Source organism: Bacteroides sp., assembly GCF_028690125.1.
Lineage (GTDB): Bacteria > Bacteroidota > Bacteroidia > Bacteroidales > Bacteroidaceae > Bacteroides.
On sequence record NZ_JAQVBV010000003.1, the window covers coordinates 13,362 to 30,436 of the forward strand.

At 40.2% G+C, this 17,075-nt stretch carries 10 protein-coding genes; 1 reads left to right on the forward strand and 9 read right to left on the reverse strand.

Annotated features, from left to right (window positions below; translation table 11 throughout):
• Positions 1-11: 11 nt before the first annotated feature.
• From PHO71_RS02990 to PHO71_RS03030, 9 genes are all read right to left on the reverse strand, one after another.
• Positions 12-902, reverse strand: coding sequence for an AraC family transcriptional regulator (locus tag PHO71_RS02990; RefSeq protein WP_300198696.1), 891 nt, complete (start codon positions 900-902; stop codon positions 12-14).
• A 364-nt stretch (positions 903-1,266) separates the two neighbouring features.
• Positions 1,267-2,547, reverse strand: a complete 1,281-nt coding sequence (locus PHO71_RS02995; RefSeq protein WP_300198699.1) for a beta-galactosidase — start codon at positions 2,545-2,547, stop codon at positions 1,267-1,269.
• A 20-nt stretch (positions 2,548-2,567) separates the two neighbouring features.
• Positions 2,568-4,097, reverse strand: coding sequence for a glycosyl hydrolase family 28 protein (locus tag PHO71_RS03000; protein ID WP_300198702.1), 1,530 nt, complete (start codon positions 4,095-4,097; stop codon positions 2,568-2,570).
• Between the two features lie 14 nt (positions 4,098-4,111).
• A complete protein-coding gene (locus PHO71_RS03005; RefSeq protein WP_300198705.1) occupies positions 4,112-6,091 on the reverse strand; it encodes a glycoside hydrolase family 97 protein in 1,980 nt (659 codons plus the stop codon).
• A gap of 120 nt (positions 6,092-6,211) precedes the next feature.
• On the reverse strand, positions 6,212-7,327 hold the full coding sequence (locus tag PHO71_RS03010) for a glycoside hydrolase family 26 protein (RefSeq protein WP_300198708.1): 1,116 nt from the start codon (positions 7,325-7,327) through the stop codon (positions 6,212-6,214).
• Positions 7,324-8,508: a glycosidase gene (locus PHO71_RS03015; protein WP_300198710.1), complete on the reverse strand. Its 1,185-nt coding sequence runs from the start codon at positions 8,506-8,508 to the stop codon at positions 7,324-7,326. Before PHO71_RS03015 ends, PHO71_RS03010 begins: the two co-directional genes overlap by 4 nt.
• A 181-nt stretch (positions 8,509-8,689) precedes the next feature.
• Positions 8,690-9,925 carry a glycan-binding surface protein gene (locus PHO71_RS03020; RefSeq protein WP_300198714.1) on the reverse strand — a complete coding sequence of 412 codons (1,236 nt, stop codon included), beginning with the start codon at positions 9,923-9,925 and terminating at the stop codon, positions 8,690-8,692.
• A gap of 34 nt (positions 9,926-9,959) precedes the next feature.
• The gene (locus tag PHO71_RS03025) at positions 9,960-11,705 is read right to left on the reverse strand and encodes a RagB/SusD family nutrient uptake outer membrane protein (protein WP_300198717.1); all 1,746 of its coding nucleotides are present in this window, start codon (positions 11,703-11,705) and stop codon (positions 9,960-9,962) included.
• A gap of 21 nt (positions 11,706-11,726) precedes the next feature.
• Positions 11,727-14,933: a TonB-dependent receptor gene (locus PHO71_RS03030; RefSeq protein WP_300198720.1), complete on the reverse strand. Its 3,207-nt coding sequence runs from the start codon at positions 14,931-14,933 to the stop codon at positions 11,727-11,729.
• Positions 14,934-15,323: 390 nt separating this feature from the next.
• Here PHO71_RS03030 and PHO71_RS03035 point away from each other — a divergent pair, with 390 nt between their 5' ends.
• Entirely contained in the window at positions 15,324-16,838 is a 1,515-nt protein-coding gene (locus PHO71_RS03035; RefSeq protein WP_300198723.1) for a glycosyl hydrolase family 28 protein, read from the forward strand.
• The last annotated feature ends 237 nt before the right edge of the window (positions 16,839-17,075 follow it).

Genomic DNA, 17,075 nt, shown 5'->3' on the forward strand with positions numbered 1-17,075 from the left:
ATACTTTTTAGTCAGACAATTGTCTTCTTTTTGCAATACATTTCCCTGAATTCGTGAGGTGTTCTCCCTTTTTTTTTCTTGAAAATACGATTGAAGTTTGATATATTATTATAGCCACATTCAAAGCAAATTTCTGCGACTGTTTTATTTGTATCAATCAGCATACGGGTAACCATGCCAATACGTATGTCAATGAGGTACTCAGTAAAACTTCTTCCTGTATGCTGACTGAAGAAACGGCTGAAAGCTCCTTCGCTCATATTAGCCAGTTCGGCTACTTCGCGAAGGGTAAGATCGCGCATATAGTTTTTCTTTATGTAGTCGTCTACCAACCGGATACGCCGGCTTAGTACATTGGCATCTGCATTTGCGAAACACGAACTGGAGAGTGCGCGGGTATCTCTTGCCAAAGACATCTCATACAGTAAAGAAAGAAAAGTTATCACTGAATAAAATCCTTTTTCTTCGCATGTCAGGGAATTGATTAATGAACGTATTTTCAATATGGAAGATAAAGAAAATGCTAATCCTTTATTCCCGTTTTTAAGCATATTATTTATACTGGAAAACTGATCTTTTCCTAATAATTTCTCAGATAACCAGTCACCGGAAAATTGAATGGTAACTTCACGGATGTTACCCGGAACGAGATTATGGTTACGCCACCCATGTTCTAAGTTTCCATTAGAGATCATGACCAGTTCATAATCTCCTATTTCTTCGATTGAGTCACCAACAACTCGTTCTGCCCCTTTGGCATTTTCTATATAGTTAATTTCAAATTCTTTATGTGTATGAATCGGATAATTAAAATCCGCTTTCTTTCTCTCAATTACGTAGAGGCAATCACTCTCTGAAATAGGGGTGATTTCATGCAATACTGTGTTTTTAGGTGTTGTCATAGCCCGTCTTTTATTTAATGCCTAAAAATAATGTTTTAATTTCAGCTTCACAACAAAAAGGTAGGATAAAATGCAAGTAGCTTATTTAACTTATACTCGAAATAAGTGTTTGGGGGTAAATGTTAAAGTGTTTAGTGCTTTGCGTCTTGTCAATATTTGAATTCTGGTTCATTTGAAATATTGCCTGATAATTGGGATTTTGTGATGAATTTATATTGATGTATGTAGATTATATTTCAGACGCGGATGACGCAGACAACTCCGGTTTAAAAGATAAAATTAAAATTAAATCTTAAAAAATCCGCCTTGCCTGCGTCATCCGCGTCTAAAATATTTTTGTATATTTAGTCTTGTATATGTAATCTTATTTTTTTAATAGTTTAGTGTATTTCTTGATTACTTTCATGGTTGAATTGTCTTGAGAGAATACTGAGTTGAGTCCTTGCTCTTCTTGTGCCGGATCTCCCGTGTAATCATCACCGGGTTTCCAGAATATATGATCTGCCACAGGCTTAGCAAAACCACCCCAACTCCAAAAATTACATCCTGCAAAGCGACCGTTGTTCTCCATATTTTCGTGGATATAAGAGAATACTGCTTCATAATAGCTATCACGGCTTTTTGTAGGACTGCCGGGAACGAAGCTTAGTCCGTCGCGTGGAAATCCGAATTCTTCCAATACAATGGGTTTGTTGTATTTTTGAGCGATAACTGTGTGCTCATCAATATATGCTTTCGTATTTGTAATGGCTGTCTGTAGGTTTGTTGTCAGTGTCTCTTCGTTCACCCATCCCCAGTTCTTAGGCCAGATATGAATAGTCATATAATCTATGTTGGCATCTGAATGAATTGTTTCATATAAACTCAGGTCTCCTTCACATCCGGCTTTGCCTTCGCTCCCTGTAGATACCAAATGATTCTTATCCAATGACTTAATTTGTGTGGCAATGTCAGACATCCATTCGGCAAATGCTTCTTTGTTGGCATCACTGAAAGCACGAGGCTCGTTACCGATTTGCCAGGACATAATGGTAGGATCGTCGGTATATTTACATCCGGTATAACGGTTGGTACGTTCCAGCATATCGTTTATATAGTTTGAAAACAATGCTTTTGCCTTTTCGTTTTGGGCATATTTCTGCACATAAGTAGTGAAGCTGTTCCATCCGTCCACAGAAGGGATAGGTGCTTTTCCTGCTCCCGCCCATTCCAGGTATTGAGAATAACCTCCGGACCATTCCCATGAATTATTCAAGTAAAGCACTGCATACATTTTTCTTTTGCTCATTTCTTTCAAAAGAAAATCCAGTCCGTCGAGTATTTCGTCATTATAAACTCCCGGTTCTTTTTGCAAGGTGGGCTGGATACGTGAAGCAATACCGTCTGCTCCGTCACCCCCAACTAAGATGCGGAGGTTGTTGATACCGTTCTTTTTCATGAAATCCAGTTCGTGTATCAGACGGGTTCTATCTCCTCCTTCTCCCTGTGAACCTAATATTGCACCGTACCAGAAGTTTGTTCCGACATAGCTGTAGGGTTTGTCTCCAATATAGAACTTACCGTTCTTAACAGATACAAAAGGGTTGCTGCCGTTACAAAAGCATACAATACAAAATAAACAGATGATGCTTAAAACTCTTTTCATTATTCTTAGGGTTAGGTTTATTATTTGTTTATATGATTTTCGACGTTGGTACATCCTTTAATAATGGCTAAAGGAGCGGAAAAATTTGCCGGAGACGGAGAAGCTGTAACATGATCAATAGATAATGTGTTTATTTCTGTTGCTTCTATCGGTGCAGTGAAATAGGGTTGGCTGATGTTGTCACCCCATGACATTGTACCATTGCTCAAGCGAATATTTTTTGCATTTTCTGCATAGAAGATAGGAGTATTGGATGCAAAAAATTCTTTTTCGGGTATGCTGGTTGGTCGTAAGTCGATATTACCCCCGGCAACATTATCGAGGTGGCTTTGCTGTAGACGAAAATCGAAGTTAGTAAAGTCGATATTCTCAATCGTACAGTCAGGGGCTGCATAGATATAGACGGAATTTTCAGAGTTACAAGTTACGTTTGTGAAATGTACGTTTCGAATGGCTCCCGGAATACTTTCACGTCCACGAATAGCAGAAATCTTAATAGGCTCTCCATTGCCCCACCAATCGCCTGTATGCAGACGGGTTTCGATATTCAGGTTGGCAAAGTTGATATTGTCAATACCTGCATAATCGCGGATATTAATATTGATACCGCAATTGGAATCAAAGATAGTGATATTGCTAAAATTATAATTGGACATTACATTCTGGTCCCATCCACCAATGCGGATAGCACTTGATCTGGAACGTAATATACAATTGGAAATATTGATGTTTTTAGAGGGACGTGTGATACGCTGAAAACCGGGATCACCGAAGTGCCAGTCATAACCTGCCAATACAATTGCGTCGTCTCCACAGGAAATGTAGCAATCGGAGACATTGACATTACTGCACGAAATAATGTCTAAACCGTCGCTGTTGGGGATAACGAGGTTATTATCTATTTTCAGGTTACGAACTGTGATACGGTCACAATGCACGATGACAAAACACCAGTAAGGAGAGTCAATACAAGTAAAGTCATTCAATTCTACGTTGGTACAGTCACTAAATACAATCATTTGGTGGAAGCGGTCTTTCGGATACAAAGGTCCGTCGCCAATTCCGCTATTGACTTTACGCAGATTCTTTCCTTGACGTACGTAGTCCAATACAGTACCAGAGATTACTTTCGCACTGTCAGTGTACATAAATTCCATTCCTTGCCCGTAGATGGTTCCTTTGCCTGTGATAGATACATTGTCTGCTTTTTCTGTGTAGAAAACTCCTGCAAGTTCTGTGTTGTGACGTTGATATTGTGTTAAATCTGTTGTAGCAATCAGACGCGCACCGGTTTCGAAGCGAAATTCGATGTTGGAGCGCAGGTTTAAAGTCCCTACCAGATAATCGCCTTTGGGGAGAAGAACCACTCCACCACCTGCTTTGTAACAGTCGTCGATAGCTGATTGGATAGGAACTGTAGTCAGTGTTTGACCATCACTTTTTGCTCCGTAATCTAATACGTTGAATTCACTTTTTGCACTTTTACCGCATCCCATCAACATGAGTAATGAGACCAGTATCAGCATATTTGTAAGTTGAATATTTCTCATGGGTTATTTGTTTTTTATTTTTCCGGATAAATATGGATGGCAGCACCGCCATTATTGGCCAACTGAAGCTTAATGGTACTTTTCTTGTCAATCTTCATTGTATGTTTTACCAAATGGTTGGGGTTACTGTTTGTATCATTTGCATCACTATAAATTTCGGCTACATATTTTCCATCACCGAGGAAATCGGTTTTGAAAGATACAGCACGTTCCTTGCTATTATTGATTGTTCCTATATACCAGTCGTTTCCTTTTCTGCGTGCTACAGTGACGTATTCCATTACAGAGGCAGAAGGTACTACAGTGTCGTCCCACGTAGTAGGTACTTTCTGTATAAATTCAAAGCCCGGCTGTCCTTCATAAGCTATCGGAGAATCACAAACCATACCCAAATAACACTCTAATACTACGTACATACCCAGCATATGACAACGTGTATTTGTTACCAAAGGATTGGTGTATTGAATCTGGAATTTGTCTTTGGGTACAGCACGGAAACCTCCCAGATGATAATCTGTAACACCGGCTAAAAGACGGGTGAATGGAATAGCAATGTCCAAATCTGCTCCCATATCCTTTGACCATTTGTAACATTCGTAGTTGCGGGTACCTTCACGTGCAAACTCGTTCGGATAAGTACGATTTAAACCTGAGGGCTTGCTGGAACCGTGGAACTGAACAAATATTTTATGTTCGGCTGCTTTTTTTAGTATCTCTTCCTGAATGCAGATCATTTCCTGATCGTCACGGTCCATAAAGTCCACCATCATTCCTCTGACACCCCATTTCTCGAATTCCGCCAGAGCTTCTTCCAGTCTGTTATAGAGAGGTTTCCAGTTCACCCACATATGCAGCCCTACTCCCTTGCTTGCGGCATATTTGGCAATAGTATCCATATCCAGTGATTTCACAGGCTTCATTACATTGGCTGTTTCGCTTGGAAACTCAAAACTCATGTTTTCATCTTCATACCAAGGTTGTTCTGCATAGCCATAGATAGAATGAAAATCAAGTCCGGCCCGTGCAACGAAATCAATATAGTATTGGTTGGTATAGAAGTTATTACCGGGTAAAAAGAAACTATCCGGAACTATATTCCCGTTCCACCAGGAGAAAGTTGTTTTTCCCGGTTTAATCCAGGAAGTATCTTTGATGGCACACGGATCGTTCAGGTCGGTCAGTAGATTAGAAGCGATAAGAGTTCCTACCTGTTCGCCGATCATCATTACTCGCCAGGGAGACTGATGAGGAAGTTGTGCTTTCACTTTAATCTGTTGCTGACCGGGTAATGGAGATAACTTTCCACGTAGTGAACCTTGTTCATTCATCAGGTACATACCCGCATAGTTGCGGATAGCAGCCTCGGTAATGGCCATATATACACCATCATAATGGTATAGAGTCGGCATTTCCATTAGCTGATTGGCAGGGATATCCGAATATTTCATTTGGGAATAAAATCCTTCATGTGAAGTGGTATATGATTTCAGAAACATGGTCAATACATCCGGATTATTAGCCAGATTGAAAGAGGTCAATTCGTCATACATGATGTAAGATGCCCACTGATCCTGTTCAGGAAATACATAGCGGAATGCTGCCCCGTCATTGAACACGCGAACTACTACGTCCACTTGCCGGTTAGGAGCTTTAGTCTCTTTCAATGGAATGATGGCTTCCTGAAAGGGATCTTCCACATGAGAGCTTTTTCCGGCAATGAGGTTATATTTCTCTATGCCGGAACGCTTAGAGATCTTTCCAATAGTGACATTGTCTCCGAATTTTCCGTTATCAAATTCAAAGCCAAGTGCTCCGTCTTTAACTAATTGTGTGTTTTTATAATACACACTATAACTTGGAAGGTCGTTCTTCTTTATTTGCACCGTAAAACGGATGTTGCCATCCGGAGACTTCACAGTGATACTCTTTTGTGCTTGGATTGATCCGTAAGTACAAAGTAAAAGAGTAAATAGGAATATAATCTTTTTCATCATAATAGTATTTCGTTGTTTAACTCGTCTTTTGCAAGTATTCAGTAACGTACGTAGGTATCAAACGGAAGCTTGTTGAATCTGGTTTACTGTATATATATTCAGGAAGCCCATTCCTAAAGACTAGTTATTTATATCCTGATTCATTAAGATACGTGGCTGTGAAACCATTTTCTTAAAGTCTTCCGCCGACTCATGTCCTTTGTAGGGCAAATAGAAATGTCCCGGTTTATTAGGTTCCCAAGCGTTACGCCAGAATAATATCCATGAGATCTTATATGGTTCTAATAATGGAGCAATGACTTTTGTGAAGTAATCAGCTTGCTTAATTCCTTCCCATCCGGTTTCGGAAACAGTAGGAATCTTACCTGCTTTTTCTGCATATTTTGTCACAATATCCATGTTGTGTTTCATATCGCGACAGTAGTTTTGAATAGCCGTTTCATCGTCACCGAACTGATAAATGTCGAAACCAACAATATCCACATATTCATCTCCCGGATAACGCTCTAAGTAAGCAGCTTCATCCGTGCAGCCGGAAGGGGAATAGGCAAAAAGAAGGTGATGCACACCAGATTCACGTAAGTGGTCTACTGTCATACGCCACATAGCAATATAATCTTCAGGGGTACTTTGTTCAGCTCCCCACCAGAACCATGAACTGTTATGTTCATGATATAAGCGGAAAACAACCGGAATATATTCCCCGTTTTTATCTTTTAAGGTATTAAAAAATGTAGCCAGACGGTCGAGCCACTGGATAAATTCCTCGTGTTTAGCTTGTCCCGGAAGGACGGAATGAACGACGTCATTACCTTTACAATCCCATGTGGAACCACCTGTGATAATATTGTCACCGTGCCAGCTCATGGTGTTGATACCTCCGCGCGCATCCGTTTCGATGATACCTTCACGCATCTTGTTAAAATATACAGAGTCCAGACTTCTGTCTGCTCCCAGTTCCAGATGCCCTATTTCCCATCCGGTTACTGCCGGATAATCCCCTGTGACTTCTTTTACGTCAGAGGTTCCGGGCTTATAGCTCTGATGCCCATAAGCCAAATCGTCCTGATGTCCTACCATAATACCTTTATCCTTTAGTTGGAACAGACGGTTATAGAGGGAACAAGCACGTTTTGTAGCCTGAGGGTCGGAAAGCTTCTTATCTGTGTCCTGTGTTCCACAACTCATGTTCATAAAAGCAGAACATATCATGATGAATAGAATAGATTTTTTCATTGTTTATTTTTGTTATAGGCTTCATTTCTGTCAATAAGCTCATATAGAGTTTCTACAGAAGCCACACTTCTAAAGCCGTCCGGAGAAGTATTGAAACAGTAATCTAAAAGGCGGTCGATGGATGACACAGCTACGTGCATACGCGTATCACAAGACGCATAATAGATGTAAACCGTTCCATCTTCATCCGCAATCCAACCATTGGAGAAAAGGACATTGGAAACGTCCCCAACGCGTTCTTGTCCTATGGGAGCCAGTAGATGACCGGCAGGTTCGGCGATTACTTGATCCGGATGTTCCAAATCCGTCACGTACAGATATAGGACATAGCGTAACCCTGCAGCACACATCCTTACTCCATGTGCCAAGTGAAGCCATCCTTTATTTGTTTTAATAGGGTGAGGTCCTTCACCGTTTTTAAGTTCTTTAATGGTGTGGTAGTGACGGAAATTAATAATGCTTTCTTTATCTATTCTGGCATGGGTAATATCATCCACCAGTGCCCAGCCGATTCCTCCACCGTTGCCGGCATCAATAAAACTATCTTGCGGACGGGTGTAAAAAGCATATTTGCCGTTTACAAACTCAGGATGAAGCACCACATTCCGTTGTTGGCTTTGGCTAATCAGGTCCGGTAACCGTTCCCAATCAATCAGATTCTTAGTGCGGGCAATACCGGCAGCTGCAACAGCAGAAGACAAATCACCTTTGGGAGCATTTTTGTCTTTGCGCTCTGTGCAGAATACACCATAGATCCATCCGTCTTCGTGGCTAGTCAAACGCATATCGTATACATTTACATCAGGCTCTGTGGTTTCTGGTAAACGAACCGGATATTTCCAGAAGTTGAAGTGGTCGATACCGTTAGGACTCTCCACTACAGAAAAGAAAGATTTGCGGTCGTTACCTTCTACGCGTGCTATCATTACATACTTCCCATTCCATTTCATTGCTCCGGCATTGAATACCCCGTTGATACCAAAACGTTCCATAAAGTATGGATTGTTATCAGGGGATAAATCATATCTCCATTCAATAGGAGTATGCGCAGCTGTCACTACAGGATATTTATAACGCTCGAAAATTCCATTACCCGGTAATATCGGTTCATTAGGACGCTCCATAAGAGCAGCATATTCTTCAGCAACCTGTGTAAGGCGCTGATTAAATACATTTACCATTTCTGTCTTTATTTAGATTAAAAAACTTAGTTCTTTAAGAAGGTGTTTCATTCCTGCTCAAAAGAGTCCTGTGATATAGCTCTTCAGATACAGGCGACGCAGACAACGCGAATTTTTAAGTTTAAGATCCGCGTCATTCGCGTCATCTGTGTCGAAAGAATTATTCATTGAGAGTCTATGATTATTCTACTTTTATCTTCTTGACAAAGCGTAAGTTCCAGAAGTAAAACTCCATATCGCCTGCTAACTCGCGATTCATTGCCATTTTCAGGTTAATGCGCTCGCCTTTGTCTTCATAAGGCTTTTTAGCGATCTTCAGACTCGTTTTATTTCCGTCTTTGCCTTTGAATACATCTGTTACTTCTAAGGAAACAGTCTGCCATTTTCCCATTGTGTTGAGAGAAACTCCGTTGTTGGTAGAAGCTGGGTCCCAATTGTATATCAGACCGTCTCCTTCTAGATCCCCATTTCCTATCTTTATGTAGCGTGCCAATGGTACTTCAGCTGGATTGAGTATTTCCATTTTTACGTAGTAATTTTCAGGATTAGCCAATAGATCTGCAGCTGTATCATCCAACCAGAAGTGAGTAATCATAATGTTGTCATATTGCCAAGCTCCCGTATATGTCTTTTTCAACGTAACGTACCATTTAAATAATGGAGCAGCGGGATCAGAGTCTGGATTAACAGGAACAATACCTGTAGGCCACCATCCGTCTGACCATGTTCTGTCATCATTGGTCAGAATGGCAATTCCCTTTTCTCTGAATGGAATTTTTGCAGGTGAATCTAGTTCCGGTGTTGAAATTGTAAGATATGATGTCTCATCCGTAGACGTTCCTTCTGGAACTTCAATGCTAAATCCGCTTTGAGAACAATTAAAGATTCTGATATCTTGATTATTGAATTTAACACTGGCACTGATTGAGTCTATCTTATACAAGTCGAAATCGCTTCCCAATACTTCTACAGTATCTCCGTCTGCCGCAAAATCATTAGAGAATCCTTTGATTTTTAATTCCGGCAGTGTTACATTTAAAGGAGTCGTTATTTCTCCTAAAGCAGTTTTGATAGTCAGTGTATTGGTTACTGTACCGGGCAACACACGTGGAACAACTATCTCCAGGCGATGACGTTTGGTATATACTTGAGAAAGGTCCAAGCTGATATCATTAACAAGTACTTCTGTTACCCGTGCAAGATTGTCGCCAAAAATAGCTATTGATTGATTAAGAGAAGCTACACTGATAGCTTTGGTCGTATCCGATGAGGCTGTGATTTTTCGTACTACAGGTGCTCCGTTGGCTCCCAAGTCAGCGTCCCATCCTTCATCCATATTCACTACATCACTGCAACTAATAGTAGTAAGGGATGTGAATAAGGCAAAAACTGTATGTTTCAAATATGTAATTTTCATGATTGCACTTTATTAAATCTATTCATTAAGTTTATTAACTCCAACCCGGATTATTCTCGTTAATCGAAGAGTTAGAATCTATTTCGCTGGAAGGGATCGGGAACAAACGATGTTTTTCCGAACGTACTTTGTTCACGCCCTGTTCATCTTGTCCGCCGATAGCATTCATTACATCTACATAGATTCCCCACCGAATCAAATCCCAACGACGGTCTCCTTCGAAAGCAAGCTCTATTGAACGTTCTTTCAATACGTTGGATCTGAAATCTATGATGTCGGCAACATTACCTTCTCCGGTTAAAGAGAGTAAGGTAGCTTGACTACGTTCGCGAACATCGTTTAATGCACCTAATGCTATACCATCACTTGTTCCGTGTACTTCTGCATAGGCTTCTGCATAGATTAAAAGTATATCTGCATAACGTAACAAAGGATAGAAAGCATCTCCATGCGTAGTAGTACGATCTGAACGGTCGAGATATTTAGTTGTATACGCCAGATAATAAAGGTCAAATTGTTTAGATAAATAGGTCCAATCATCATTGAAAGGTGCTTCCTTGTTTTCTACTTTTTTACGGTATTCTTCCGTATTTGGATAGAATGCTCCCAATTTATTGGTTACTTCGTAAGTCCATCCTCTTTTCCATCTGTGACGGATACCTTCTTTTACTCGCAAGTCTTTGCTTTCAATCATCTTATACCAGTGGTCACGCTGTCCGTGCCACAAACCATCAGCAATGTAACCGCTTCCATCTTCGATTCCACAGAAATGATAGGAGTAATATTCGCAATAGCGAGTATCCGAAGCAGATGGCTGGAGAGACCATAAGAACTCAGAACCATTGCTGTTAGCACGTTTCCACAAATCACTGTAGGTCTGTATTAATGAATACTCTCCATATTCTTTATCCATTACCTGTTTTGCTTTTTCATAAGCTTTGGTATAATATACTTGCGGATCAAAAGCTTCGTATCCGGGAAGTTGGTGAGTAGTGATTTCAATTTTCTGAGGTTCAGTATAGGCTTTACCTTCTCCTTCACCGCTCCATGGTTTACCACCATATACCCATAGACGAGTACCATTAGGCATAGCTCCTGATGCCATTGTTGCATAAACTTTTGCTAATAAACCAGCGGCAGTACCTGCTGTTACGTGTCCTGTTACGTACTCGCCATCTGTATTTTTGTAGCATTCTGTTTCCGCATCTTGCAATAGTTCGATGATATAGGCATAAACATCTTTAACTTCGCTGCGTGGTACATTTCGGTCTCCGGTTTCGCTGATTGATTCTTTACGCAAAGGGACAGGTCCGTAAGCTCTGACAAGTTGGAAATAAGTCCATGCTTTTAGGAATTTAAGTTCTCCGTTGATCGCTGTTTTTAACCGGTCGTTCACATTCGACATACTGTTTACTTTATACATAGAAAAGTTGCAGCGGTGAATCATTGCATAGCCGTCTTCCCATAATGCATTGACCATGCTATTATTTTGGAAGTTACCTGCTCCAAATGTACCAAATGCCCAGCTAGGTCCCGTTAAATAATCACTATCATATTCCCAGATCAGAGGGAAATTGTTACTGTTGAACATCGTGAGAATCTTGCTATATGTGCCGGTTAGCCATTGATTAGCACCTTTATCGGAGTCTTCAATATCATCCGGTTGGATGAAGTCAAAAGATTCTTCTTTTAGCCAGTCTTGGCATGAGGTCATTCCCGCCATTAATGAGATCCCCATTGCGGCGGCCATGATAATATTATATATATTTTTTGTTTTCATTGTACATTTCAGGTCTTTAAATTAGAAACTCATTTTTACGCCAAAAGAAAAAGTACGGCTGCTTGGGTAAGAGAATAAATCGACACCTTGACGAGATACATCACTACCGAAAGCATTCACATCCGGATCATACCAGCTATATTTACTAATGGTAAAGAGGTTGGATGCACTGGCATAAACGTTGATAGAATTTACGCCTTTCCAGTTTTTCGGGAAGAAAGTGTAACCTAAACTTACATTCTTCAAACGCAGGTATGAACCATCTTCAATATATCTGTCAGTGAACTTCCATTCGCGGGTATATCCGTCGGCAACGGCTCTAGGCCATTTGGCTCCTTCTGTATTTCCTTCTCTCCAACGAGTATCATATTGCTCTCTGGTAATATTAGAGATGCCTGTCATAGAAGCACTGGTGTTGTTTGCAATAGTATTGGCATTTACAATATCATTGCCATAAGTACCTTGCAGGAAGAAGCTGAATGTGAAATTCTTATATTGCAAAGTATTAGTCAAACCATAGATAAAATCCGGGTTTGTATCTCCGATTACGCGCTTGTCTGCATCGGTTATCTGACCATCTTTATTGTAGTCACGGTATTTAATTTCTCCGATCAAGTTTTTTGCTTCACCTTCTGACACATTTGCATAGCGTGGATCTGCCCTAACTTCTGCCAGATTGTCGTAGAAACCGTCTTCTACAAAACCTACTACCGTTCCGATAGGACATCCGTTACGCATTACGAATACGTTCTTGATGCTGTTTACGAACTGGCTTGCATACTGGTCACCTGTCAATCCACCGATACGGTTACGGTTGAATGAGATATTTGCATCAATCTCCCAATTCAGATCTTTGTGTACTGTTGGGTGGAATGCTCCGGTAATTTCAAGACCTTTATTAACAACATTACCTATGTTAGTTGCCATCTGTGTGTAACCGGAGTTAGTTTCGATATTCACTTTCTGAAGCAAATCTTTCGTACGTTTGTAGTATGCGTCGATGGTCAGATTCACTCTTCCTTTTGCGAATGAAACATCCAGTCCGAGGTCTACTTGATCTGTAGTCTCCCATTTCAGATTTTTATTGATCGGACCTTTCCAGGTTTGCTCAGCATATCCTGAGTTCAAAGAACCGTTGAATACATAACCTGCAACAGACATTGCCGGAAGGGTTGCATAAGTATCTATGCCCTGATTACCTGTCTGACCATAGCTTAAGCGTAGTTTTAAATCATCGAAGATGTTCAAGCTTTCAATCCATGGCTCAGCAGACAAACGCCAAGCTAATGCCCCTGATAAGAAGTGTGCATATTTATTGCCTTCTACAAATACACTTGAACCGTCTGCACGATAAGATACAGTTGCCATATATTTGCTTTTATATGAATAGTTCAAGCGTGCCAGATTAGATTGCATCCGTTTCTTTCCGCGTCCAGAAGATAATGGGTAAACTTTACCTCCTGCGCTCATATCCCACATCATAGTCAGGTCGCTTGGGAAATTGTAAGCAGACATTCTGTTGTATTTCCAGTTGGACTCTTCGAAAGTAATACCGGCCAATGCGGCAAAGTCATGATCTTCTGCGAAAGTGTGATTGTAGGTCAATAAAGTTTCACTGGTAACACCTTCAGACCACCCTGTTCCTTGTGCACCTACCCCATTGGTCGGTTCGTAGCCTTGACGAGTCAATCGGTTGTAGTACATATTACGGTCGTTTCCTGAATAGCTGAAACCTAAGTTTTCACGCAATTTTAAACCTTTCAGTAGAGTTGCTTCGAAATAAGAAGATAAGTACACATTGTTTGCACGATATTCATCGAAAGCTTCCCGTACATATACATATGGATTGGTTGCAAGCCAGTTCAATTCATTGTTGTCTTTGGTGTTGATGCTGGCATCATAAGTCGGAGGGAATACCAAAGCTGAATAAATCACACCGTCACCACCTGAAGTACTTGAATTGACAAAGTTAGTCAATGCATTCGTATAGTTTACATTTAATCCAACTTCCAACCAGTTGGTTACCTTACGCCAAAGATTGGAGCGGACAGCAAAACGTTTGTAGTCAGAACCTACAATTGTACCTGCCTGCTTACTATAATTTAATGACATCATATATCCGCCTTGTGCATTACCACCATCTATACTTAAATTATATTCCTGAGTAAATCCTGTTTGGAAGATTGCATCTTGCCAGTCCGTTGAACCTACATTGTAATTATTGCCATATTCATCTGTATAAACTCCCGGGCGGCGGAAATCTTCCGGTGACGGAGAATACTTACCGGTATTGGTCATTAAGTTACCAGATGTATCTGTGCTATAATACCATTCACCGCGATAAGGCAATTGTCCTTTCGGATTAGAGTTCAGTACCTGCTCATTCATGTATTGAGCATAAGTAACAGGGTCCAGAACATCTATCTTCTTTGCAATTTTAGAAACACTGAAGTTGGAGGAGAAGGTGATGTTATTTTTACCTTCTTTACCACGCTTCGTAGTAATAATGACAACTCCGTTAGCTCCACGTGAGCCGTAGATGGCTGTAGAAGAAGCATCTTTCAAAACCTCGATGGACTCAATATCATTAGGATTGATATTGGCTAATGGGTTAGAACCTGAACCGGTACTACTGATACCAGTATCGGGTGCAGTGCCACCACCGCCATAAGGAAGTCCGTCTATTACATAAAGTGGTTGTGTGCTTGTACTAAAAGAGTTTGCACCACGTACCTGAATTGTTATACCTCCACCGGGAGCACCGTCGTTCTGCTTTACTTGCATACCGGCAATTCTTCCTTGAAGTGCACCGTTGATACTTAGTGCCGGGTTACCTTTCAGGATATCATCAGCCTTTACCTGGCTAACCGAGCCTGTCAAGTCCCGCTTCTTCATTGTACCATATCCCACTACCACAACATCATTCAACTGATTGACATCGTCGGCCAGCTTCACATCTAAACGATTTTGTGAATTAACTACTACTGTCTTTGAAGTCTTACCTATGTAAGAGAAGATCAGTATGTCCCCCTTTTGTACTTCAATAGTGTAATTGCCGTCAAAATCAGTAGTTGTCCCCTTCTGAGCACCTTGTACCTGGATAGTAGCTCCAATCATAGGAGAGTTGTCGCTTGCATCAATCACTGTTCCACTGAGTGGAAAGGATTGAGCCAAAACCAAGCTTGTATAGAACAAGCAACAAATAAGAATTAATCCGATTCTTTTCATGGTTTTTTTTAATGTATTAATTATATTAAGGTATGTATAAATCTCTCGTGTATTATACTAAGTGAATGATTTATTTCTTCTCTCTCATCTGTGGCAAAGTTACGATATTCAATGTTACTGAAAGCATACTATAATAGCATTATATAGTATTATTATGATCTCATTCTTCAGACTGCTAAAGTATCGTATTTTAGATATATATTCCAAATAATCAGTGTTAAAGGTGTACTTTTAGTTATCTTTGCAGAAATGATAAAATCATAAAAAAGTATAGTTAGTATCAAGATATAGCATTTTAATATTACTTTTATTACTTAGCTTGTTTTAACTTTGCACTTGATAGTTTTTGTCAGCTCGATTGATATTAACCATAAATAAATATACCATCTTATGAAACGATTGACATTCTTATTACTTCTTTGCTATGGGGGGATTCTGCAAGTTTTGGCATCCGTATTTAATGTGACTGAATATGGAGCCGTTGGCAATGGAAAGCAGTTGGATACACGTTCTATACAGCAAGCTATTGATAAATGCTATGAAGCCGGCGGTGGTCGCGTGTATGTCCCTGCCGGAACGTATTTGGTTGGTACGTTGAATTTACGTTCTAACGTGGAGTTCTATCTTGAAACGGGAGCTACTTTAAAAGCAACTACGGATCTGACTCAATATCAACGTCATAATTCAGAGTTGGCGGGTGTTTTTTATACCGAAAAAGCTAATAATGTATCTATTATTGGTAATGGTTGTATTGACGGAGACGGCATGAGTTTTATGGAACCGGGAAAAGAAAAGATCATTGGAGATCAGGAGAGGTTGCAAACTCGTCAGGGACTTGATTTCCGAAAAGTAAAAGGTACATTAGGTGACGGGCCATTGTATCCGAAAGACAGATATCATCAAATGATTGTTTTTAGTGAGTGTACGGACATTACTCTGAAAGATTTTAAGTGTTTGGATTCTCCGTATTGGTGTTTTGTGATTGTACATTGCGAAGGAGTTAAAATACAAGGACTATACATTAATAATAATCTGATGATTCCTAATAGTGATGGTATTGATATTATTTCTTGCAGCGATGTTACGGTTTCCGACTGTCGTATTTATGCCGGCGATGATGCAATTGTGGTTGCCGGATACGGCTGGCATCATGGAGATCCGGGTTTTAAGAATATTCTGAAACCATCTAAAAATGTGAATGTTAGCAATTGTGTCTTACAGTCACGTTCCAGTGGTATCCGTATTGGCGGACATGATCAGAATCCGATGTCGAATTATAATTTCAGCAATATCACGATTTTCGATTCTAACCGTGGTATCAATATCTCAGTCAGTGACTCTTGTTCTTTGGAAAATGTGACATTTGATAATATCCGTATCGAAACCCGTTTGCATACAGGCGACTGGTGGGGACAGGGAGAACCAATAAATATTACGGCTATGGTTCTTGTCCCGGAGAAACAGAAAATTGGTGTCATCCGTAATTTGTTTTTCAATAATATAACTTGTGTCGGTGAGAACTCAATTGTAATGATTGCCGATAAACAGACGCAATTACAAAATATTTATTTCAATAATTTCGACTTTATATTACGCAAAAGCGCCATTGAGGATGTTGCCGGAGGAAATTATGATTTACGGTTGAATGTAAATCCGAAACGTACTCTTTATGCTGCCGATATTCCCGTATTCTATATAGAGAACGCTAAAAATGTTTATTTCAATCAGGGAAATATCGGTTGGGACAGAGCGGATATGCCGTATCATACGTATGCTATAGATGCGGTTGATGTTACCGGTTTGCGAATTAGTAATACTACTGCTACTGCTTCTCCCGCACATCCAACTTTCCCAGCATTACGTACCCGTAATTGTAAACAGGTAATTAACAATATAATCAAGTAGGCATTAGGTAGGTTCGTTTTCAGGATAACAGTGTGTGTAAAGCCCATCTTCGCATTAGTGAGGACGGGCTTTTATTAGCTAAGTAAAAAGGAATATGTTGTTATACGAATGGTTACACCATCCAATACAAAAGGTGTCACCATACCGGGAAGATAGTGTTAGTATACTAACTGGATAGTTACCCCATTCTGGATATTGATAAAAGAAAACTTGTTTTGAGCTAAATTTATTAGTCTT

Coding starts and splice junctions, on each gene's coding strand:
- PHO71_RS02990 (WP_300198696.1), bottom strand. CDS start 902: ATGACAACACCTAAAAACACAGTATTGCATGAAATCACCCCTATTTCA.
- PHO71_RS03020 (WP_300198714.1), bottom strand. CDS start 9,925: ATGAAAATTACATATTTGAAACATACAGTTTTTGCCTTATTCACATCC.
- PHO71_RS03005 (WP_300198705.1), bottom strand. CDS start 6,091: ATGATGAAAAAGATTATATTCCTATTTACTCTTTTACTTTGTACTTAC.
- PHO71_RS02995 (WP_300198699.1), bottom strand. CDS start 2,547: ATGAAAAGAGTTTTAAGCATCATCTGTTTATTTTGTATTGTATGCTTT.
- PHO71_RS03035 (WP_300198723.1), top strand. CDS start 15,324: ATGAAACGATTGACATTCTTATTACTTCTTTGCTATGGGGGGATTCTG.
- PHO71_RS03000 (WP_300198702.1), bottom strand. CDS start 4,097: ATGAGAAATATTCAACTTACAAATATGCTGATACTGGTCTCATTACTC.
- PHO71_RS03010 (WP_300198708.1), bottom strand. CDS start 7,327: ATGAAAAAATCTATTCTATTCATCATGATATGTTCTGCTTTTATGAAC.
- PHO71_RS03025 (WP_300198717.1), bottom strand. CDS start 11,705: ATGAAAACAAAAAATATATATAATATTATCATGGCCGCCGCAATGGGG.
- PHO71_RS03030 (WP_300198720.1), bottom strand. CDS start 14,933: ATGAAAAGAATCGGATTAATTCTTATTTGTTGCTTGTTCTATACAAGC.
- PHO71_RS03015 (WP_300198710.1), bottom strand. CDS start 8,508: ATGGTAAATGTATTTAATCAGCGCCTTACACAGGTTGCTGAAGAATAT.